The organism is Leptotrichia sp. HSP-342, from assembly GCF_041199995.1.
Classification (GTDB): domain Bacteria; phylum Fusobacteriota; class Fusobacteriia; order Fusobacteriales; family Leptotrichiaceae; genus Leptotrichia; species Leptotrichia mesophila.
The window spans coordinates 138,995-157,975 of sequence record NZ_CP165646.1 but is presented as its reverse complement, the minus strand read 5'-3'; the positions used below and the strand labels follow the sequence as shown (position 1 = coordinate 157,975).

The 18,981-nt window shown below is 31.7% G+C and carries 29 protein-coding genes; 3 read left to right on the top strand and 26 right to left on the bottom strand.

The window, feature by feature from the left end; genetic code table 11:
* Positions 1-56 precede the first annotated feature (56 nt).
* The 3 genes from phnC to AB8B23_RS00725 are packed head-to-tail and all read left to right on the top strand — an operon-like array spanning position 57 to position 2,454.
* Complete coding sequence (gene phnC / locus AB8B23_RS00735) at positions 57-800, top strand: phosphonate ABC transporter ATP-binding protein (protein WP_369713014.1); 744 nt, start codon at positions 57-59, stop codon at positions 798-800.
* A gap of 23 nt (positions 801-823) precedes the next feature.
* Positions 824-1,618, top strand: a complete 795-nt coding sequence (locus AB8B23_RS00730; RefSeq protein ID WP_369713013.1) for a PhnE/PtxC family ABC transporter permease — start codon at positions 824-826, stop codon at positions 1,616-1,618.
* 29 nt (positions 1,619-1,647) lie between these two features.
* Positions 1,648-2,454 (top strand): PhnE/PtxC family ABC transporter permease, encoded by an 807-nt coding sequence (locus tag AB8B23_RS00725; protein WP_369713012.1) that lies wholly within the window; start codon positions 1,648-1,650, stop codon positions 2,452-2,454.
* Between the two features lie 633 nt (positions 2,455-3,087).
* Here AB8B23_RS00725 and secY read toward each other — a convergent pair.
* The 26 genes from secY to rpsL form a co-directional block, all read right to left on the bottom strand.
* Complete coding sequence (secY, locus tag AB8B23_RS00720; protein WP_039901264.1) at positions 3,088-4,395, bottom strand: preprotein translocase subunit SecY; 1,308 nt, start codon at positions 4,393-4,395, stop codon at positions 3,088-3,090.
* Positions 4,396-4,441: 46 nt separating this feature from the next.
* Entirely contained in the window at positions 4,442-5,056 is a 615-nt protein-coding gene (gene rplO, locus AB8B23_RS00715; protein WP_021744162.1) for a 50S ribosomal protein L15, read from the bottom strand.
* Between the two features lie 5 nt (positions 5,057-5,061).
* The gene (rpmD, locus tag AB8B23_RS00710; protein WP_006806072.1) at positions 5,062-5,241 is read right to left on the bottom strand and encodes a 50S ribosomal protein L30; all 180 of its coding nucleotides are present in this window, start codon (positions 5,239-5,241) and stop codon (positions 5,062-5,064) included.
* A gap of 21 nt (positions 5,242-5,262) precedes the next feature.
* A complete protein-coding gene (gene rpsE / locus AB8B23_RS00705; protein WP_021744161.1) occupies positions 5,263-5,772 on the bottom strand; it encodes a 30S ribosomal protein S5 in 510 nt (169 codons plus the stop codon).
* Between the two features lie 18 nt (positions 5,773-5,790).
* A complete protein-coding gene (gene rplR / locus AB8B23_RS00700) occupies positions 5,791-6,153 on the bottom strand; it encodes a 50S ribosomal protein L18 (protein ID WP_021744160.1) in 363 nt (120 codons plus the stop codon).
* 13 nt (positions 6,154-6,166) lie between these two features.
* Positions 6,167-6,700 carry a 50S ribosomal protein L6 gene (gene rplF, locus AB8B23_RS00695; RefSeq protein WP_314113801.1) on the bottom strand — a complete coding sequence of 178 codons (534 nt, stop codon included), beginning with the start codon at positions 6,698-6,700 and terminating at the stop codon, positions 6,167-6,169.
* A 32-nt stretch (positions 6,701-6,732) separates the two neighbouring features.
* A complete protein-coding gene (gene rpsH, locus AB8B23_RS00690; RefSeq protein ID WP_006806076.1) occupies positions 6,733-7,128 on the bottom strand; it encodes a 30S ribosomal protein S8 in 396 nt (131 codons plus the stop codon).
* A gap of 21 nt (positions 7,129-7,149) precedes the next feature.
* Positions 7,150-7,437 (bottom strand): 30S ribosomal protein S14, encoded by a 288-nt coding sequence (rpsN, locus tag AB8B23_RS00685; RefSeq protein WP_012806360.1) that lies wholly within the window; start codon positions 7,435-7,437, stop codon positions 7,150-7,152.
* A gap of 30 nt (positions 7,438-7,467) precedes the next feature.
* Positions 7,468-8,007, bottom strand: a complete 540-nt coding sequence (gene rplE, locus AB8B23_RS00680) for a 50S ribosomal protein L5 (RefSeq protein ID WP_369713947.1) — start codon at positions 8,005-8,007, stop codon at positions 7,468-7,470.
* A 40-nt stretch (positions 8,008-8,047) separates the two neighbouring features.
* The gene (rplX, locus tag AB8B23_RS00675; RefSeq protein WP_369713011.1) at positions 8,048-8,431 is read right to left on the bottom strand and encodes a 50S ribosomal protein L24; all 384 of its coding nucleotides are present in this window, start codon (positions 8,429-8,431) and stop codon (positions 8,048-8,050) included.
* A gap of 15 nt (positions 8,432-8,446) precedes the next feature.
* Positions 8,447-8,815 carry a 50S ribosomal protein L14 gene (gene rplN / locus AB8B23_RS00670; protein ID WP_021744156.1) on the bottom strand — a complete coding sequence of 123 codons (369 nt, stop codon included), beginning with the start codon at positions 8,813-8,815 and terminating at the stop codon, positions 8,447-8,449.
* A 95-nt stretch (positions 8,816-8,910) separates the two neighbouring features.
* Entirely contained in the window at positions 8,911-9,162 is a 252-nt protein-coding gene (rpsQ, locus tag AB8B23_RS00665; protein WP_196808126.1) for a 30S ribosomal protein S17, read from the bottom strand.
* Positions 9,163-9,182: 20 nt separating this feature from the next.
* Positions 9,183-9,374: a 50S ribosomal protein L29 gene (gene rpmC / locus AB8B23_RS00660; protein ID WP_006806082.1), complete on the bottom strand. Its 192-nt coding sequence runs from the start codon at positions 9,372-9,374 to the stop codon at positions 9,183-9,185.
* A complete protein-coding gene (gene rplP, locus AB8B23_RS00655; RefSeq protein ID WP_018451265.1) occupies positions 9,374-9,799 on the bottom strand; it encodes a 50S ribosomal protein L16 in 426 nt (141 codons plus the stop codon). The genes rpmC and rplP overlap by 1 nt, the downstream gene beginning before the upstream one ends.
* A 1-nt stretch (position 9,800) precedes the next feature.
* Positions 9,801-10,457: a 30S ribosomal protein S3 gene (gene rpsC, locus AB8B23_RS00650; RefSeq protein WP_021744154.1), complete on the bottom strand. Its 657-nt coding sequence runs from the start codon at positions 10,455-10,457 to the stop codon at positions 9,801-9,803.
* A 25-nt stretch (positions 10,458-10,482) separates the two neighbouring features.
* Entirely contained in the window at positions 10,483-10,821 is a 339-nt protein-coding gene (gene rplV, locus AB8B23_RS00645; RefSeq protein WP_021744153.1) for a 50S ribosomal protein L22, read from the bottom strand.
* Between the two features lie 40 nt (positions 10,822-10,861).
* Entirely contained in the window at positions 10,862-11,134 is a 273-nt protein-coding gene (gene rpsS, locus AB8B23_RS00640) for a 30S ribosomal protein S19 (RefSeq protein WP_021744152.1), read from the bottom strand.
* A gap of 215 nt (positions 11,135-11,349) precedes the next feature.
* Positions 11,350-12,177 carry a 50S ribosomal protein L2 gene (gene rplB, locus AB8B23_RS00635; protein ID WP_021744150.1) on the bottom strand — a complete coding sequence of 276 codons (828 nt, stop codon included), beginning with the start codon at positions 12,175-12,177 and terminating at the stop codon, positions 11,350-11,352.
* Positions 12,178-12,362: 185 nt separating this feature from the next.
* Positions 12,363-12,647: a 50S ribosomal protein L23 gene (gene rplW / locus AB8B23_RS00630; protein WP_021744149.1), complete on the bottom strand. Its 285-nt coding sequence runs from the start codon at positions 12,645-12,647 to the stop codon at positions 12,363-12,365.
* The gene (gene rplD, locus AB8B23_RS00625; protein ID WP_147004750.1) at positions 12,647-13,291 is read right to left on the bottom strand and encodes a 50S ribosomal protein L4; all 645 of its coding nucleotides are present in this window, start codon (positions 13,289-13,291) and stop codon (positions 12,647-12,649) included. The genes rplW and rplD overlap by 1 nt, the downstream gene beginning before the upstream one ends.
* 21 nt (positions 13,292-13,312) lie before the next feature.
* Positions 13,313-13,939, bottom strand: a complete 627-nt coding sequence (gene rplC / locus AB8B23_RS00620) for a 50S ribosomal protein L3 (RefSeq protein ID WP_369713010.1) — start codon at positions 13,937-13,939, stop codon at positions 13,313-13,315.
* Between the two features lie 66 nt (positions 13,940-14,005).
* Positions 14,006-14,311: a 30S ribosomal protein S10 gene (gene rpsJ / locus AB8B23_RS00615; protein ID WP_012806349.1), complete on the bottom strand. Its 306-nt coding sequence runs from the start codon at positions 14,309-14,311 to the stop codon at positions 14,006-14,008.
* A 193-nt stretch (positions 14,312-14,504) separates the two neighbouring features.
* The gene (gene tuf, locus AB8B23_RS00610; protein ID WP_369713009.1) at positions 14,505-15,689 is read right to left on the bottom strand and encodes an elongation factor Tu; all 1,185 of its coding nucleotides are present in this window, start codon (positions 15,687-15,689) and stop codon (positions 14,505-14,507) included.
* 72 nt (positions 15,690-15,761) lie between these two features.
* Entirely contained in the window at positions 15,762-17,846 is a 2,085-nt protein-coding gene (fusA, locus tag AB8B23_RS00605) for an elongation factor G (protein WP_369713008.1), read from the bottom strand.
* 156 nt (positions 17,847-18,002) lie between these two features.
* Positions 18,003-18,473, bottom strand: coding sequence for a 30S ribosomal protein S7 (rpsG, locus tag AB8B23_RS00600; protein ID WP_021744579.1), 471 nt, complete (start codon positions 18,471-18,473; stop codon positions 18,003-18,005).
* Positions 18,474-18,505: 32 nt separating this feature from the next.
* Entirely contained in the window at positions 18,506-18,874 is a 369-nt protein-coding gene (gene rpsL, locus AB8B23_RS00595) for a 30S ribosomal protein S12 (protein WP_006806098.1), read from the bottom strand.
* Between the last annotated feature and the right edge of the window lie 107 nt (positions 18,875-18,981).

The following is an 18,981-nucleotide window of genomic DNA, read 5'->3' as shown; positions in this document are numbered from 1 at the left end:
GCCTTATTTTTTAAAATATTATTTGTATAGTAAAATCATCTAGAAAGGAATTTTTTATGTTATTAAGTATAAAAAATGTTTCAAAAAAATATAATAACGGAACAAATGCCTTGAAAAATATTTCATTCGATGTAGAAAAAGGAGAATTTATATCGGTTATTGGTCCATCAGGCTCTGGAAAATCAACATTACTTAGAAGCATCAACAAAATGATTGATATTTCACAAGGCTCAATTTTATTTGAAGATAAAAATATTGAGAGCTTGAAAAAAACACAAATCGAACTTGTAAGACGAGAAATTGGAATGATTTTTCAAAGTTACAATCTTGTGGAAAGGCTCACTGTTATTGAAAACGTGCTTCATGGACGGCTTGGATATAAATCAATAATTGCTGGAATATTGGGTATTTATTCAGAGGAAGAAAAAAAAGAAGCTTTTAGCTTTCTAGAAAGAGTAAATATGACTAAATACGCTTATCAAAAATGCAGTGAACTTTCAGGCGGACAAAAGCAGCGTGTCGGTATTGCAAGGGCAATCATGCAAAAGCCAAAATTGCTTCTTTGTGACGAGCCAATCGCCTCACTTGATCCAAAAACTGCTGAAAACATAATGGATTATCTAAAAAAAATTGTTACAGAACTAAAAATTACGTGTATTGTAAATCTTCATCAAGTCGACATTGCAAAAAAATACTCAGATAGAATAATTGCACTTAACAAAGGAGAAAAAATTTTTGACGATAAGGCAGAAAAACTTACAGAAAAAATGGTTGAATTTATTTACAAGGATCAAGAATAAATTTGATAAAATAAGGAGATTTTATGAATTTAACAAAAAAAGATATTTTTAAACAGCGATTTTATTCAAAAATTATACTGTTATCAATAATTGTAATACTTTACGGGATTTCATCGGTTATTTCAGGCTTTCAGAATGGAATGGCATTTTCCTCAATTCCAGCTGGAATCTTTTGGCTTTTACAAAAATTTATTCCTACACAAAATGCTCTGCAGTATTTTCCTGAAATTTTAGATTCAGCATTAAAGACTGTCCTGCTTGCTATAACTTCCACAATGATTTCATCAATTTTTGCCCTTTTTCTTGCAATAATTGGCTCAAATTTGACTGGAATAAATATTTTTACCAAAGTTATAACAAAAGTAATTGCTTCTTTTTTTAGAAATATTCCAATCGTAGCATGGGCATTAATACTGGTATTTTCATTCAAACAGAGCCAATTTACAGGCTTTCTCGCATTATTTCTAATTACGTTTGGGTATCTTACACGTGCCTTTTCTGAAACAATTGATGATGTTGCAGGCGACGTAATTGAAGCCCTAAAATCAGTAGGAGCTTCATACTTTCAAATAATATTTTGCGGAGTTATTCCAAGTGTCTCTTCACAACTTGTATCATGGCTTCTTTTCTTTATTGAAACTGGAGTTCGTGAATCAACTTTAGTTGGTATTTTAACAGGAACTGGAATTGGATTTACATTCAGCCTGTATTATAAAAGTTTTCGTTACGATGCCGCAGGACTTGTAATTCTAGTTGTTACCGTTATTGTAATCGGAATAGAAATGCTCTCAAACAAACTTAGAAATGAACTGATGTAAATATAAAACAGAAAGAAGGTGAATATCCTTTGAAAAAAATAAAAATTAGAAAATTTACAAAATCAAGATTCTATTTATACACAACTTTATCTGTTTTGTCAATTATTACAATTTATACATTAATTACAATGGATTTTGATAATGTGAATATTGCTAAAGCAACTGTACATTTTTTTAAAGACTTAAAAACAATGTTCTTTTCCCCAAGATTATCTGACAGATACACATATAGCCAGGTATTTCTTAGCCTTGCTGTAACAATCGCCCTTGCTGTACTTACTACAATAATCGGCTCATTTATTGCATTGTTTTTTTCGTTTTTTGCAGCTAAAAATTTATCAAGCTCGTATATATCAAAAGCTGTTAAAATAGGAATTACATTTATTCGTGCAATTCCAACAATATTATGGGTTATGGTATTTTCAGTCGTTGCAAATATTGGTGTTGAGGCAGCTATTATTGGTATGACTTTCCATAGTGTTGCCTACCTTGTAAAAGCCTATTCTGAAAGTATCGAAGAAATAGATAATGGCATTATAGAAGCTCTAAAAGCAACGGGAGCATCATTCTGGAAAATTATTTTTCAAGGAATTTTACCAAGCACTGTAACTTCTATTCTATCTTGGACATTCATCCGTTTTGAGATAAACTTTACAAATGCTGTATTAGTAGGAGCTGCAGCTGGAGCTGGGGGAATTGGTTATGATATGTTTATGGCTGGAACTATGTACTTTGATATAAGAGAAATTGGGGTATTTATATATTTAATATTTAGTGTAGCAATTATATTAGAATTTATTTCATATTTTTTGAGAAAAAAATATTTAAAAAATTAAAATTTAAGACTAAATCCCGTTAAAAAAACATAGAAAAATCTATAATTATTAATTTGATAACTTTGTTAAAAAAATCAAATTTAATTCTTAAGTATTCATCTTAAAGACTTTTATAATTTTATTTTATATAATTAATAAATGCTTCTTCTTATTTTATTAATATATTTTTTTAACGTAAGAGCATCAAACGTCATGCTCTTATAACCTCGCTTTACGCAAAATTTTCTTATAAAGGATATCAACCTAATATTTTCAAATAATTTAAGATCTAATTTTCATCTTTTAAACAAAGTCTAGTAAACTAATTCGTCGGAGCATTTTTCTGTGCTGGCAAAACTATTTGAGTATAGTGAGTTTTTAGTCAGTCCATATATTATTGCGTAGCAATCTTGCCACAATTTTAATTATTAGGAAAAACTTTTACTGCAAGATAAGGTTTTGCGGCAATGAGCAATCCTACAAAAATAAAAAAAAGTCGTATGATTATGAATTAGCTACTGAACAGTCTTATTATAAAAATTTATTCTCGTTTTTAAACGGGGTTTAGTATAGGAACTATAAATATAATAATCTTTATAAAAAGAAAAAAAGTACACAACTAAGTGTACTTTAAAAATATTTTATATACTATTCTTAACGATTTTTTTTATTTATAAAACCTTTCATTTGTTTAACTGCTAGGTAAGAATCTATTTGTAATAATAATTCTACTGCTGTCCCAACTAAGATTAGTAAACTTGTTCCTCCAAGCATTACCGGAAGATTCAAAATATATCCAAACCAAATATTTGGCATAATACCTAATAATGATAAGAATATCGCACTTCCAAAAGTTACTCTTGTTGCAACTTTTTCTAAATAGTCAGCAGTTTCCTTCCCAGCTCTTACTGTTGGAATTGTTCCTCCACTTTGCTTCAAATCATCTGCTACTTTATCTGGATCAAAAGCAATTGTAAGCGTATAGAAAAATGAAAATACTGTAATTAATATTGCAAATAACAATAAATAAAAAATACCTTTAGGCTCAAACTGAGCTGTCAAAAAGTTTTTCAGATTCCCAGTTTTCATTGTTGAAATCAAGAATGGCGGTGCTGCCATCAATACTGACGCAAAGATTATTGGCATTACTCCAGACATATTTATCTTTAATGGTAAATATGTTCTTTTACCAACTGTACTTTGTCCTCCACCAAATCCGAGACTTCCTTTTCCTGCATACTGAATAGGAATTCTTCTTTCAGCAAGTTGTACAACTACCATTAATGCAATGAATACCACAAATGCAACTATTGACAATCCTAACAGAACTTTTCCCATTCCGCTAGGTAAGCCAGAAACCATTTGACTAATTACTGTTGGCAATCCTGCAACAATATTTAAAAATATAAGCATTGAAGTCCCATTTCCAATACCTCTTATCGAGATTCTTTCAGAAATCCACATAAGGAATGAAGTCCCTCCTGTAATTAAAACTACTGTGCTTAATATGAATTTAGGACCTGGTTCCAACACTAGATTTTGATTTTGCATTAATATTGCAATTCCAAAAGATTGGATTATTGCCAGCACAATTGTCACATATCTTGACCACTGTGTAATTTTATCACGTTCTTTTCCGCCTTCCTTCTGCATTTCATCTATTTTAGGAAAAATTACTCCTAATAATTGAAAAACAATGGAAGCATTAATGTATGGGACAATTCCCAATGCAAAAATTGAAGCTCTTTCAACAGCTCCACCCGAAAATAAATTTAAAAATTGAGCAATTGCATTTCCCTGCTGGAAATTTTTAAAAGCATCTGTATTAATTCCCGGAACTGCTATATGGATTCCAACTCTTGCAACTATTATCATTAATAATGTAAATGTTACTCTTTTTTCTAGTTCAGGTATATTAAAAATAGCTTTTACCCTACTTGATAATGCTTCAGCTAGAGTCAATTCTATCACTCCTTTAGTATATGAAGAAAAAGCAAGATATTAAATCTTACTTATTCCCATCTTCTTTTTTATTATTTCCTGCTTTAGCTGAATATGATTTTATTTCTACTAATTCTACACTTCCTCCAGCTTTTTCAATTAATTCTTTAGCTGTCTTAGAAATTTTATGTGTTTTTACAGTTAATTTTTTGTTAACTTCTGTATTCCCTATAATTTTTAAAACACTTGTAAAATCTTTTTCTTTAACATAAGATTCAATATTTGCATTTAAATATTCTTTTACTGCTCTTCTACCTTTTACATTTCTCAAAGCTTCATCAGAATATTTTGTTATAAATTTAGGGTTTTTAATTATTCCATTTTCAACTAATGTTTGTAAGCTAACTACATCTCCATCGTTAAATTTTTCTACGATATCAGCCAATGTAATTGCTATTATATCTTTTTTAAATGGTGAATTAGAAAATCCTCTTTTAGGGATTCTTCTAATAATAGGCATTTGTCCACCTTCAAATATAGGTGATACATAAGAACCTGATCTTTGTTTTTGTCCATTGTGACCTTTACCAGCAGTTTTTCCCCAACCAGTTCCGTGTCCTCTTCCTACTCTTCTTCTTTCTCTTTTCGATCCAGCAGCAGGTCTTAATTCATTAAGATTCATCTATTCTAAACCTCCTCTACTTTAAGTAAATAAGAAACTAATTTAATTTTTCCTTCAATATCAGCAGTTTTATTATGAACTGCACTTTGACTGATTTTTCTTAATCCAAGTGATTTTACAGTCGCAACATGATTAGGTTTTCTTCCATTAATTCCTTTTACAAGCGTTACTTTTACTTTAGACATTAATTTTACCTCCTAACCTTATTATCCTAAAATTTCTTCAACTGATTTTCCTCTAAGTCTTGCTACATCTTCAAGAGAACGCAATTGTTTTAATCCTTCTAAAGTTGCTCTTGCAACGTTATCTTTAGTTTTTGAACCTCTAATTTTTGTAAGTACGTCTTTTACACCTGCTAACTCTAATAATTCCCTAGTTGCTGAACCAGCGATAACTCCTGTCCCTTTTGAAGCTGGTTTCAATAATACAGATGTTGCATTATATTTACCAATTTGCTCATGCGGTAATGTTCCACCTTTTAATGAAACATTTACTAAGTTTTTCTTAGCATTTGCGATGGCTTTTCTGATTGCATCAGGTACACCGTTAGCTTTTCCTAAACCGATACCTACTTTTCCTTTTTCGTCTCCAACAGCTGCTAATACTGAGAATGAAATTCTTCTTCCTCCTTTAACAGTTTTAGAAACTCTGCTTATTCTTAAAAGTCTTTCTTTATATTCACTTTCTCTTTCTCTGTTATCTCTATCTCTAGCCAAAATAAATCCTCCTTATCTTTAGAATTTTAATCCTGCTTCTCTTGCAGCATCTGCCACAGCTTTAACTCTTCCTGTGTACACGTATCCTCCTCTGTCAAATACAACAGTAGTAATCCCTTTATCTAATGCTTTTTTAGCAATTCTTTCTCCTATTTGTTTAGCTGCTTCAATATTTGAACCTTTTTCAATTTTTGCACCTTTTTCAATAGTTGATGCAGAAACTAAAGTATTTCCTGTAGTATCATCAATTACTTGAACAAAGATATTTTGTAAACTTCTATACACAGCAAGTCTAGGTCTTTCAGCAGTTCCAACGATTTTTCTTCTAATACTTCTATGTTTTTTTTGTCTTAATTTATTTCTATCAAGTTTTTTTACCATTAAAATCTACCTCCTATCCTTTCTTACCTTCTTTTCTTCTGATTACTTCATCAGCGTATTTAACACCTTTTCCTTTATATGGTTCAGGTGGACGTTTAGCTCTGATGTTTGCAGCAACTTGTCCAACTAATTGTTTATCAATTCCTTCAACAGAAATTTTAGTATTTCCTTCAACTTTAAAAGTGATTCCTTCTACTGCTTCAATTTCAACTGGATGTGAATATCCTAAAGATAAAGTTAATCCTTTTCCGCTAGCTTGTACTCTGTAACCTACTCCGACTAATTCTAATCCTCTAGTAAATCCTTCACTTACTCCAACAATCATATTGTTTAAGTTTGCTCTTGTAGTTCCATGAAGAGCTCTGATATTTGGTAAATCATTTGGTCTTTCAAATGTAATTTCGTTACCATCAATATTTACTTTAATTTCACTGCTTAATTCTCTTACTAATTGCCCTTTTGGCCCTTTTACAGTAAAAGTGTTCCCATCCTGCTTAATTTCAACACCAGCAGGTATAGTTATAGGTTTCTTACCTATTCTTGACATTGTTTATCCTCCTAATTTATAAAATGCGTAAATTACCACACGTAGCAAAGAACTTCTCCACCAACGTTATGCTTTCTGCATTCCTTGTCTGTAATAACACCTTGTGGCGTTGAGACAATGGCAATTCCTAATCCACCTAATACTTTAGGTAAATTTTCTACAGATGTGTAAACTCTTCTTCCAGGTTTTGAAATTCTTTTCAATCCTTTAATTACAGCTTCTCCATCTACAGTTTTTAAAGAAACAACTATATTTTTTATAGCTCCTTCTTCTTTAATTTCGTAACCGTTTATATATCCTTCATTTTTTAATATATTTGCTATACTTTCTTTAATTCTTGAAAATGGTACTGCAACTTGTGCATGTTTAGCCATGTTTCCGTTTCTGATTCTAGTAAGCATATCAGCAATAGGATCTGTTAAATACATTAATTCTTCCTCCTCTCAAAATTACCAACTTGATTTTTTTACTCCTGGGATAACTCCCTCTCCTGCTAATTGTCTGAACATAACTCTTGAAATACCAAATTCTCTCATATATCCTCTTGGTCTTCCGTTAATTTGACATCTATTTCTAACTCTTGTAGGCGAAGCATTTCTTGGTAATTTAGATAATTCTAAAACTGCTTCTCTATCACCTTTTTTAGCTCTTTCTTTTAACTCAGCTCTTTTAGCTGCATATTTATCAACTGTTTTTTGTCTTTTTAAGTTTCTTTCAACCATTGCTTTTTTAGCCATTGATTAAATTACACCTCCTTCAAAATAATACTATTTTGCAAACGGCATTCCGAATGCTTTTAATAAAGCTCTTCCTTGCTCATCATTTTGTGCTGTAGATACAATTGTAATTCCTAATCCGAAGATTTTATCTACTTTATCAATTTCGATTTCAGGGAATACGATTTGTTCTCTTAGACCTAATGTGTAGTTTCCTCTTCCATCAAAACCTTTAGGTGAAACACCTTCAAAATCTCTTACCCTTGGTAATGTGATACTAATTAATCTGTCTAGGAATTCATACATTTTTTCTTTTCTTAATGTAACTTTTGCTCCAATTTTTTGTCCTTCTCTTAATTTAAATCCAGCTTCTGATTTTCTAGCTGCTCTTGGTACAGGCTGTTGCCCTGTAATTTGTGATAGTTCAGCAATTGCTGTATCGATTAATTTAGAATTGCTTACTGCTTCTCCAATCCCCATATTAACTACGATTTTATCAAGTTTAGGTACTTGCATAACGTTAGATAAGTTTAATTCTTTCATTAGTGATGAAACAATTTCATCTTTGTATAATTTCTGTAATCTTGGAATATATTTTTCAGCCATTTATGACATCCTCCTCTCTAAAATATTATATTTCGTTACCAGATACTACTGATATTCTTACTTTTTTACCGTCTCTTATTTCTTTTCTTACTCTTGTAGGTTTCCCTGCTCCTTCATCCCAAAGCATTACTTTAGATGAGAAGATTGGCATTTCTCTTTCTACAACTTCGCCTTGTGGGTTCATTGCATTAGGTTTAATATGTCTTTTTTTGATATTTACACCTTCAACAATTATTTTCCCAGTCTTAGGGAATACTTTTAATACCTTTCCAATTTTTCCTTTATCTCCAGTTTGTTTACTATTTTCATTACGTAACAAATCTTTTGATCTACCGCTAATTACAATAACTGTATCTCCAGTTTTAACATGTAATCTTTTAGGTACTGATTTTAAATTTGGTTTAGCCACGTTTAACTCTCCTTCCTATAATACTTCTGGTGCTAGAGAAACTATTTTCATAAAGTTTTTCGCTCTTAATTCTCTTGCTACAGGTCCAAAAATTCTTGTTCCTCTTACTTCTAATGCTGTATTTAATATAACAGCCGCATTATCATCAAATTTTATATATGAACCGTCTGCTCTTTTTAATTCTTTTCTAGTTCTAACGATTACAGCTTTTACTACATCACCTTTTTTTACGTTTCCGTTTGGTATAGCCTCTTTTACACTTGCTACTACGATGTCTCCTATTTTACCGAATCTTCTTCTTGATCCACCTAATACTCTAATAACCATGATTTTTTTAGCTCCAGTGTTATCAGCAACATTAAGTATCGTTTGTTGTTGAACCATTTAAAATTTCCTCCTCTCAAATGTTAACTCACACTATCTTCTTCCGTTTTAATATTGAAAATAAAACATCAAGCAATTTTCTTAATAAGATTAAATTATTTAGCTCTTTCTAAGATTGTAACGACTCTCCATCTTTTATCTTTACTTAATGGTCTAGTTTCCATAATTTGCACTTTATCTCCGATTCCACAATCATTGTTTTCATCATGTGCTTTATATTTTTTAGAAGTTTTTACTCTCTTTTTATAAAGTTTGTGTAATTTCATTGTTTCTTCAAGAACAACTACAGTTTTATCCATTTTGTTAGAAACAACGATTCCTTCTCTTACTTTTCTTTCTTTTCTTATATTTTCCACTCTTGATCCTCCTATTTACCAGTTTTTTCAGTTACAACAGTTTTTAATCTTGCTATTGTTCTTTTAACATCTCGTATTTTAGCAGTGTTTTGTAATTGTCCAAGAGTTTTTTGAAATTTTAAATTAAACAATTCTTGTTTCAATTCATTTACTTTAACTTCCAATTCTTCCAATGATAATTCTCTAATTTCGTTAATTGTCATTACTTATCACCACCTACTTCTTCTTTTCTTACAAATTTAACTTTTATAGGTAGTTTATGTCCAGCTTTTCTTAATGCTTCTTTGGCTTTCTCTTCTGATACTCCACCAACTTCAAACATTATTTTATTCTTTTTAACTACTGCTACCCAACCTTCTGCATTACCTTTACCTTTACCCATTCTTGTTCCTTCAGGTCTTTTTGTATAAGGTTTATCAGGGAATATTCTAATCCAAATTTTACCTTCTCTTTTAAATGTTCTATTAATTGTTACCCTACAAGCTTCTATTTGTCTTGAAGTAATCCAACCAAATTCTCTAGCGGCAAGCCCAAATTCACCAAAATCAACTTTGTTTCCTTTAGTTGCTACACCACCCATTTTTCCTCTGAACTGTTTTCTATATTTCGTTCTTTTAGGTATTAACATATTATTCGTTTTCTCCTTCCTTTGTAGTAGAAAGAACTTCACCATTAAATATCCATACTTTTAATCCTAAAGCACCGTATGTAGTGTGTGCAGTAGCTGTTGCATAATCAACATCTGCTCTTAAAGTATGTAGTGGTACTCTTCCTGAAAGTGTCCATTCACTTCTTGCAATTTCGGCACCATTCAATCTTCCCGATACCATAACTTTAATTCCTTTAATCCCAGCTTTTTCTGCTCTTTGAATAGCTTGTTGAACTGCTCTTTTATAAGCAACCCTTTTTTCAATTGCTGTTGCAATACTTTCTGCTACTAATTGAGCATCTTTATTAGGATTTTTGATTTCTTGTACTTTAATTTGTACTCTTTTACCAGTTAATTTTTCTAATTTTACTTTTAAAGCTTCAATTTCTTGACCTTTTCTTCCAATTAAAATTCCAGCTTTTCCAGTTTCTATAATAACTGCTACTTCTGTAGGTGATGTTCTTTCTATTTGAATAGAAGAAATCCCTGCATGGTAATAGTTTTTCTTAATATATTTTTTTATTTTCAAATCTTCGTGAAAGTTGTTTACGTATTCTTTTCCCTCAGCGAACCATTTTGAATCCCAAGTTCTTGTGATTCCTAATCTTATCCCCCTAGGATCTACTTTTTGTCCCACAGACTTACCTCCTTATTTTTCTGAATTAATCTTCTCTTTCATCAACTTCTACTGTGATATGAGCTGTCGGTTTTCTAATAATATCAGCTCTTCCCATTGCTCTTGGGCTGATTCTTTTTAATACAGGTCCTTTATCAATTAATATTTTTGATACAAACAGTTTATCAGGATCCATATTATTATTATGTTCAGCATTTGCAATTGCTGATCTTAATGTTTTTTCTATATATAATGCTGCTTTTTTATTTGTAAATTTTAAAATGTTCAATGCTTGCAATGCATTTTTCCCTCTTACAATATCAGCAACTAATCTTGCTTTTTGAGGGCTTAATCTTTGATATTTCAATTTAGCTACTACTGCCATTCAAAGTCCTCTCCTTTCGTTAATTTATAAATATTAATCTCTATTTTTTACCTTTTTTAGCATCTTTTCCATGTCCATAGAAAGTTCTAGTTGGTGCAAATTCACCTAACTTATGTCCAACCATTTCCTCAGTCACATATACAGGAATATGTTTTTTACCATTATATACTGCAAAAGTATGTCCAATAAATTGAGGGAATATAGTTGATCTTCTAGACCATGTTTTAATAACTTGTTTTTTACCTCCTAATGCTTCTATTTTTTCTAATAAATATGCATCAACAAAAGGTCCTTTTTTTAATGAACGAGACATTCTTTCCTCCTTATTTCATTTTTTAAATTGAGAAATGTTACTCAATACATCTCATTTTAATATTTAATTCAATGTATTAAGCAATATTTTTATATTCAGCCAGATTTCCATTCAAATATTTTATGTGTTTATTTGACTGGCACAGTCCATTTCTACGTTCTTTATTTAAAAATATCATTAATATATTTTGGGATATCAATTCAACTTTTAAGCAATTATTTTTTTCTTCCTCTAACAATAAATTTATCACTAAGTTTTTTACCTCTAGTTTTCTTACCAAGTGTAGGTTTACCCCAAGGTGTAACTGGTGATTTTCTACCTATTGGAGATCTTCCTTCTCCTCCTCCGTGTGGGTGATCTACAGGGTTCATTACAGATCCTCTAACGTGAGGTTTTCTTCCTAAGTGTCTATTTCTTCCAGCTTTTCCTAATGATACTAATGAATGTTCAGAGTTTCCTACTGTTCCAACTGTTGCCATACATTCTTTATGAATAAGTCTTAATTCTCCAGATGGTAATTCTACGTGGCAGTAAGTTCCTTCTTTTGCAACAAGTCTTGCAGCTGTTCCTGCTGATCTTGCTAACTGTCCACCTTTACCAGGCATAAGTTCTACATTATGAATAACAGTCCCTACTGGTAAGTCTTTTAATTTTAGTGCATTTCCAGGTTTGATATCTGCACCTTCTCCTGCTAATACGATGTCACCTTTTTTAAGTCCATTTGGAGCTAAAATATATCTTTTTTCTCCATCAACATAGTGTAACAATGCGATGTTTGCAGTTCTGTTTGGATCATATTCAAGAGTTGCAACTTTTGCAGGCACTCCAATTTTATTTCTTTTCCAGTCAATTACTCTGTATAATCTTTTGTGTCCTTTATGTCTATTTCTACCTGTTCTATGTCCATAGTTATCAATTCCGTAAGATGAATTTAATGGTTCAACTAAAGATTTCTCAGGTCTTACCTTATCTAATTCCTTGTTAACTAATATCGACATATGCCGTGTCCCACTAGTCATCGGTTTTAATTTTTTTATTGGCATAACTTATGTTCCCTCTCTTCCTATTTCTCATTTTTATTTTCTTAAATCATTCAAAAAACTGAATAATTTCTACAAATTTACATAACTTATCTATTATAGCATTTTTATCGAATAATTTCCACAAAAAATATAATTACTCTTTATATTAAAGAGATTTTTTGAAATTATTAAGTACTATAATTTTATTATCCTTCATAAGCTGTAATAGATTCTCCATCTTTCAATTTAACAACTGCTTTTTTTATAGCGGCTGTTTTATACATTGACATTCTGAATCTTTTATTTTTTGGTTTAATATTCAAAGTATTTACACCTTCAACTTTTACATTGAATAATTTTTCAACTGCATCTTTAATTTGAAGTTTGTTTGCTCTTCTATCTACTATGAAAACATATTCATTGTTTTCCAATAAATTTCTTGCTTTTTCTGTATTAATTACAGGTTTTTTGATAATATCAGTAATATGCATTATGCTAGCACCTCCTCGATAGTTGCAAGAGCTTCTTTAGTTAAAATTACTTTATCTTGTTTGATTAACCAGTAGATGCTTAAATCTCTTGTATTTATTGCTGCAACTTTTTCAATATTTCTTGTTGATAAATATAAGAAATAATCTCTATCTATATTATCAGCGTCATCACTTGTTACATATAATTGTTTTACACCATCAAAATTTAATGCTTTTGCAAAATTAATAAATGTTTTTGTTTTTGGTGTTTCTAATGCAAAATCATCTAGCACAATTACATTTCCTTCATTAATTTTTGTTGCTAAAGCTGATTTTAAAGCTAATTTTCTAACTTTTTTATTTACTTTTTTAGCATAATTTCTTGGTTTTGGTCCGTGAACTACTCCTCCACCTACCATGTGTGGTGCTCTTGTAGATCCTTGTCTTGCTCTTCCTGTTCCTTTTTGTCTAAAAGGTTTTCTTCCTCCACCTCTTACTTCTGCTCTTGTTTTTGTTGAGGCAGATCCTTGTCTTGCTTCAGCTAATTCTGCTACTAAAACTTCGTGCATTACGTGTTTATTTGGTTCAATTCCAAATATGTCGTTATTTACTTCAATAGTTCCTGCTTGTGAACCGTCTAATTTATATATATTTAAAACTGGCATGTTATCCTCCTCTCTTTCCTATTAATATTTCTTTACCGATTTTTTGATAACTAAGTAACCATTTTTTGGCCCTGGAACAGCACCTTTTACTAATAAAAGATTGTTTTCTACATCAAATTTTATAACTTGTAAGTTTTGAACTGTTACTTTTTCAGCTCCCAATCTTCCAGCCATTTTTTTACCTTTTGGTACATTACTATTTGATGCAGCTCCTCCTGCGTTAGAACCTCCAAGTCTGTGGTTTCTTGAAACCCCGTGTGAAGCTCTGTTTCCACCAAAGTTATGTCTTTTCATAACTCCTGCAGTTCCTTTACCTTTTGAAGTCCCAGAAATATCAACGAATTCGATACCTTCTAATACATCTACTTTAATTTCTTGTCCCAATGTAAAGTCAGCTGGATTAGCTACTTTAAATTCTTTAAGAAATCTTTTTGAAGTAACTCCTGCTTTTTTAAATACACCTAATAGTGGTTTAGTAGTGTTTTTTTCTTTTTTATCTCCATAAGCTAATGTGATCGCATTATATCCTTCTTTTTCTTCAGTTTTAATTTGTGTAATGAAGTTAGTCCCTGCTTCAATTACTGTAACTGGAATTAATTTTTCGTCTTCGAAAATTTGAGTCATTCCGATTTTTTTACCTAATATCATTTTTTATTTTTCCTCCTTAATATATTGGTTGACAATTTTCTTAAAATAGCCAACTTGTACTAAGCCTTACGATTGCTTAATTTCAACTCCCACACCTGATGGTAAGTTTAATGATGCTAATGCATTTACGATTTGTTGATTTGAATTTTTGATTTCTACAAATCTTCTGTGAATTCTCATTTCAAATTGTTCTCTTGAATCTTTATTTACGTGAACTGATCTTAAAACTGTATATTTTTTAGTTTTTGTAGGTAATGGAAGTGGCCCTGCTAATTCTGAACCATTTTTCTTAGCTACTTCTGCAATTTTTTTAGCAGATTGATCTAACAGTTTGTGATCATAAGATTGTAAATATATTCTTATTTTATCCAAAGTTTTTCCTCCTGTTTTTTTGTCCTGCTTATTTTAATAACTAGAGAAATTAGACTATAAAAACCTAATCTCTCTTTTTAATTTAATATTTTGGACTATTTTTCTTTACATTTCTAATCATTATAACAAATATTTTCATTATCTGCAATAATTATTTTTATTTTTTATCATTAAGAGAGTTTCTTACAAAAAACTATTTAGTAATAGTTGCTACTACTCCTGAAGCTACTGTTCTTCCACCTTCTCTTATCGCAAATCTTAATCCTTCTTCCATTGCGATTGGGTGAATTAGTTCAACTGTCATTTCAATGTTGTCTCCAGGCATTACCATTTCTACTCCTTCTGGTAAGTTTACTTCTCCTGTAATGTCAGTCGTTCTGAAGTAAAATTGTGGTTTGTATCCTGTGAAGAATGGTGTATGTCTTCCTCCTTCATCTTTTGTCAATACGTATACTTCCGACTTAAATCCTGTATGTGGATTGATTGTTCCTGGTTTAGCAAGTACTTGTCCTCTTTCCACTTCTTCTTTCTTAGTTCCTCTTAACAATGCTCCAATGTTGTCTCCAGCTTGTCCTGAATCCAATAATTTTCTGAACATTTCTACTCCTGTTACAGTAGTTTTTGTTGTTGGTTTGATTCCTACGATTTCTACTTCTTCACCAATGTTGATTACTCCTCTTTCCACTCTTCCTGTTACAACTGTTCCTCTTCCTGTAATTGTGAACACATCTTCAATTGGCATTAGGAATGCTTGGTCTACTGGTCTTTCTGGTGTTGGGATATATTCGTCAACTGCATCCATTAATTCCATAATTCTTTCTACCCATTGAGCTTCCCCATTTAATGCTCCTAATGAAGACCCTTTGATTACTGGTACATCGTCTCCAGGGAATCCATATTCTGTAAGTAATTCTCTTACTTCCATTTCTACTAACTCTAATAATTCTTCGTCATCTACCATGTCAACTTTGTTCAAGTAAACTACGATGTAAGGTACTCCAACCTGTCTTGCAAGAAGGATATGCTCTCTTGTTTGAGGCATAGGACCGTCAGCTGCTGATACTACTAGGATAGCACCATCCATTTGAGCCGCTCCTGTAATCATGTTTTTTACGTAATCCGCATGCCCTGGACAGTCAACGTGAGCATAGTGTCTTTTTTCTGTTTCATACTCAATGTGAGCTGTGTTGATTGTAATCCCTCTTTCTCTTTCTTCAGGCGCTTGGTCAATGTTTTCAAAGTCAACTTTTTCAGCTAGCCCTTTTTCAGCCAATACTTTTGAAATTGCTGCTGTTGTTGTTGTTTTCCCATGGTCAACGTGACCTATTGTTCCTACGTTTACGTGTGGTTTGCTTCTCTCGAATTTAGCTTTTGCCATTTTAATTTTTCCTCCATTATTTCTTTAGTTTTTAAATTTTTTTAAGATTTTTATTGTTATTTTAAATTTTTATTATTTTCCTTGTCTTTCATCAATTACTTGTTGAGCAATGTTTTTTGGAACTTCTACATATTTTTCAAATTCCATTGAGTAAGACGCTCTTCCTTGTGTTTTCGATCTCAAGTCAGTTGCATAACCGAACATTTGTGATAAAGGTACTTCTGCATTAATAATTTTTGCATTATTTCTGTCAGTCATTCCTGAAACTTGTCCACGTCTTGAGTTCAAATCTCCAATTACGTCTCCCATGTATTCTTCTGGAGTAGTAACTTCTACTTTGAAGATTGGTTCCAATAATACTGGATTAGCGGCTCTAAGTCCTTTTTTAACTGCCATTGAACCTGCTATTTTAAATGCCATTTCTGATGAATCGACTTCATGGTAAGATCCATCATACAATGTAACTTTTATATCTTGAACAGGGTATCCTGCAACAACCCCTGCTTCTAATGCTTCTTGGATTCCTTTATCTACTGCTGGAATATATTCTCTTGGAATTGCTCCTCCAGTAATTTCATTAACAAATTCATAACCTTTTCCATGGTTAGCTTCAACTTTCATTTTAACATGTCCATATTGTCCACGTCCTCCAGATTGTTTCGCATATTTTTCTTCAACATCTGTTGCTCCATTAATTGTTTCTCTATAAGCAACTTGTGGTTTACCAACATTTGCTTCCACTTTGAATTCACGTTTCATTCTATCTACGATGATTTCCAAGTGCAACTCTCCCATTCCTGCAATAAGTGTTTGTCCAGTTTCTTGGTTAGTTGATACTTTAAATGTTGGATCTTCTTCTGCAAGTTTTGAAAGAGCTGTTCCCATTTTTTCCTGATCGGCTTTAGTTTTTGGCTCTACCGCAATTTGGATAACTGTATCAGGGAATTCCATTTTTTCAAGGATAATTGGAGCATTTTCAGCACACAATGTATCTCCTGTTGTAGTATCTTTTAATCCAACTGCCGCAGCTATATCTCCAGAGTAAACTACATCAAGTTCTTCTCTTTTGTTAGCGTGCATTTGAAGCAATCTTCCCATTCTTTCTTTTTTACCTTTTGTTGAGTTTAATACATAAGATCCTTTTTCTAGTACTCCTGAATAAACTCTAAAGAATGATAATCTTCCAACAAATGGATCTGTAATGATTTTAGACACCAATGCTGAGAATGGAGCATCGTCTCCCATTTCTCTTTCAATAGGTTCTTCAGTTTTAGGATCAGTTCCTTTAATTTTTCCACCGTTAATGTCTAATGGTGATGGCATGTAGGCAACTACTGCATCAAGTAATGGTTGAATCCCTTTGTTTTTGAACGCTGTTCCACACAATACAGGTACAACAGTTCCTTCAATTGTTGCAGCTCTTAATGCTTTTTTGATTTCTTCTTCAGAGATTTCTTCTCCTCCAAAGTATTTTTCCATCAATTCATCATCAGTTTCAACTACAGATTCAATCATGTGTTCTCTTGCTGCTTGAGCATCATCTAACAATTCTGCCCTAATATCAACAACTTCATAATCTGCTCCCATAGTTTCATCTTTAAATAGGTATTCTTTCATTGTTACCAAGTCGATAATTCCTTCAAAATTATCTTCTGCACCAATTGGTAATTGGATTGGTACACCATTTCCACCTAATTTTTCTTTGATGTCGTTTACACACATGTTAAAGTCTGCTCCGACTCTATCCATTTTGTTAAAGAAAGCCATTCTTGGTACGTTATATTTGTCAGCTTGTCTCCAAACTGTTTCTGATTGAGGTTGCACTCCGTCAACTGCTGAGAACACCGCAACTGCTCCATCCAATACTCTTAATGATCTTTCTACCTCAACTGTAAAGTCAACGTGGCCTGGTGTATCTATTATGTTAATTCTATGTCCATTCCAGAATGCTGTTGTTGCAGCTGATGTAATTGTGATTCCTCTTTCTTGTTCTTGTTCCATATAATCCATCGTAGCAGCTCCTTCATGAACTTCTCCGATTTTATGGTTTACACCTGTATAAAACAAAATTCTTTCAGTAGTAGTTGTTTTTCCGGCGTCTATATGTGCCATGATACCAATGTTTCTAGTATCTTTCAAAGCAACTTTTCTTGCCATTTAAATTTTCCTCCTTATTTTTGTAAGCTACTTCTTATTTAAGAAGTATATTTGAAATTTGAAACAATATTTTTATAAATCCAGTTCTGAAAAAATGAATTTTGTAAAAATATAACCATTTTTGAATATTTAATAATTTTCTTCAAACAAATAAGACTACCATTTGTAATGTGCGAACGCTCTGTTTGCTTCAGCCATTTTATATGTATCTTCTTTTTTCTTAATTGATCCACCTTCATTGTTGGCAGCTGCAATTAATTCTTTTTTAAGTTTAGCAACCATTCCATATTCTTTTCTTTCTCTTGTATATCTAACTAACCATCTAATTGCTAATGTTTGCTGTCTTTCTTTTCTTACTTCAACTGGTACTTGGTAAGTTGCTCCTCCGATTCTTCTAGATCTTACTTCTAATTGAGGTCTTACATTTTCCATTGCTCTTCTGAAAACTTCAATTCCTTCTTCTTGAGTTTCTTCAGTTATTTGTTGCAATGCTGTATAAAAAATATTTTCAGCTAATGATTTTTTCCCATCTTTCATTAATCCATTAATGAATTTAGTTACTACTTTATCGTTAAATTGAGAATCTGGTAATACATCTCTTCTTTCCGCTCTTCTTCTTCTTGACACTTAATTGTCCTCCTTACTTTTTTAAAATTTAATTACCCTTTTTTAGCTCCGTATCTTGATCTACCTTGTTTTCTGTTTACAACTCCTGCTGTATCCAATGCTCCTCTGATTATTTTATATCTAACCCCTGGCAAATCTTTTGTTCTTCCTCCTCTTAAAAGAACGATACTATGTTCTTGTAAGTTGTGTCCGATTCCTGGAATATAAGCAGTAACTTCGATTCCATTTACTAATTTAACCCTTGCTACCTTTCTTAAGGCTGAGTTAGGTTTTTTAGGTGTAGTTGTATATACTCTTACACAAACCCCTCTTTTTTGTGGATTACCTTTCAATGCAGGTGATTTTTTCTTTTTCTCAGTTGTACTTCTACCAAATCTTACTAATTGATTAATAGTAGGCATCTGTTTTCCTCCTCTCAAATTTCTTTGATTTATATATTTATTCTCGTGTTATATTTCAAAACTAAAACTTTTTATAAAGCTCATTTCTTCAATCTACATTTGATAAA

Excerpts from the sequence above, each read along its gene's own strand:
- rplD (WP_147004750.1), bottom strand. The coding sequence starts at position 13,291 with ATGCCAGTTTTAAATATATATAAATTAGACGGTTCACAAGCAGGAACT.
- rplR (WP_021744160.1), bottom strand. The coding sequence starts at position 6,153 with ATGGTAAAAAAACTTGATAGAAATAAATTAAGACAAAAAAAACATAGA.
- rplP (WP_018451265.1), bottom strand. The coding sequence starts at position 9,799 with ATGTTAATACCTAAAAGAACGAAATATAGAAAACAGTTCAGAGGAAAA.
- rplF (WP_314113801.1), bottom strand. The coding sequence starts at position 6,700 with ATGTCAAGAATAGGTAAGAAACCTATAACTATACCTGCTGGTGTTGAA.
- rpmC (WP_006806082.1), bottom strand. The coding sequence starts at position 9,374 with ATGACAATTAACGAAATTAGAGAATTATCATTGGAAGAATTGGAAGTT.
- AB8B23_RS00730 (WP_369713013.1), top strand. The coding sequence starts at position 824 with ATGAATTTAACAAAAAAAGATATTTTTAAACAGCGATTTTATTCAAAA.
- tuf (WP_369713009.1), bottom strand. The coding sequence starts at position 15,689 with ATGGCAAAAGCTAAATTCGAGAGAAGCAAACCACACGTAAACGTAGGA.
- rpmD (WP_006806072.1), bottom strand. The coding sequence starts at position 5,241 with ATGTCTAAAGTAAAAGTAACGCTTGTAAAAGGAATTAATGGAAGAAAA.
- rplN (WP_021744156.1), bottom strand. The coding sequence starts at position 8,815 with ATGGTTCAACAACAAACGATACTTAATGTTGCTGATAACACTGGAGCT.
- rpsL (WP_006806098.1), bottom strand. The coding sequence starts at position 18,874 with ATGCCTACTATTAATCAATTAGTAAGATTTGGTAGAAGTACAACTGAG.
- rplC (WP_369713010.1), bottom strand. The coding sequence starts at position 13,939 with ATGATATTAGGTAAAAAAATCGGAATGACTCAAATTTTCGAAGACGAA.
- rpsS (WP_021744152.1), bottom strand. The coding sequence starts at position 11,134 with ATGTCTCGTTCATTAAAAAAAGGACCTTTTGTTGATGCATATTTATTA.
- rplW (WP_021744149.1), bottom strand. The coding sequence starts at position 12,647 with ATGCATATTACTGATATTATCAAAAAACCTGTAATTAATACAGAAAAA.
- rplB (WP_021744150.1), bottom strand. The coding sequence starts at position 12,177 with ATGCCAATAAAAAAATTAAAACCGATGACTAGTGGGACACGGCATATG.
- rpsN (WP_012806360.1), bottom strand. The coding sequence starts at position 7,437 with ATGGCTAAAAAAGCAATGGTTGAAAGAAACTTAAAAAGACAAAAAACA.
- fusA (WP_369713008.1), bottom strand. The coding sequence starts at position 17,846 with ATGGCAAGAAAAGTTGCTTTGAAAGATACTAGAAACATTGGTATCATG.
- rplO (WP_021744162.1), bottom strand. The coding sequence starts at position 5,056 with ATGAATCTTAATGAATTAAGACCTGCTGCTGGATCGAAAAGAGAAAGA.
- rplV (WP_021744153.1), bottom strand. The coding sequence starts at position 10,821 with ATGGCAGTAGTAGCTAAATTGAAATATCAAAGATTAAGCCCTCAAAAA.
- rpsH (WP_006806076.1), bottom strand. The coding sequence starts at position 7,128 with ATGTATTTAACAGATCCTATTGCTGATATGCTTACTAGAATCAGAAAC.
- phnC (WP_369713014.1), top strand. The coding sequence starts at position 57 with ATGTTATTAAGTATAAAAAATGTTTCAAAAAAATATAATAACGGAACA.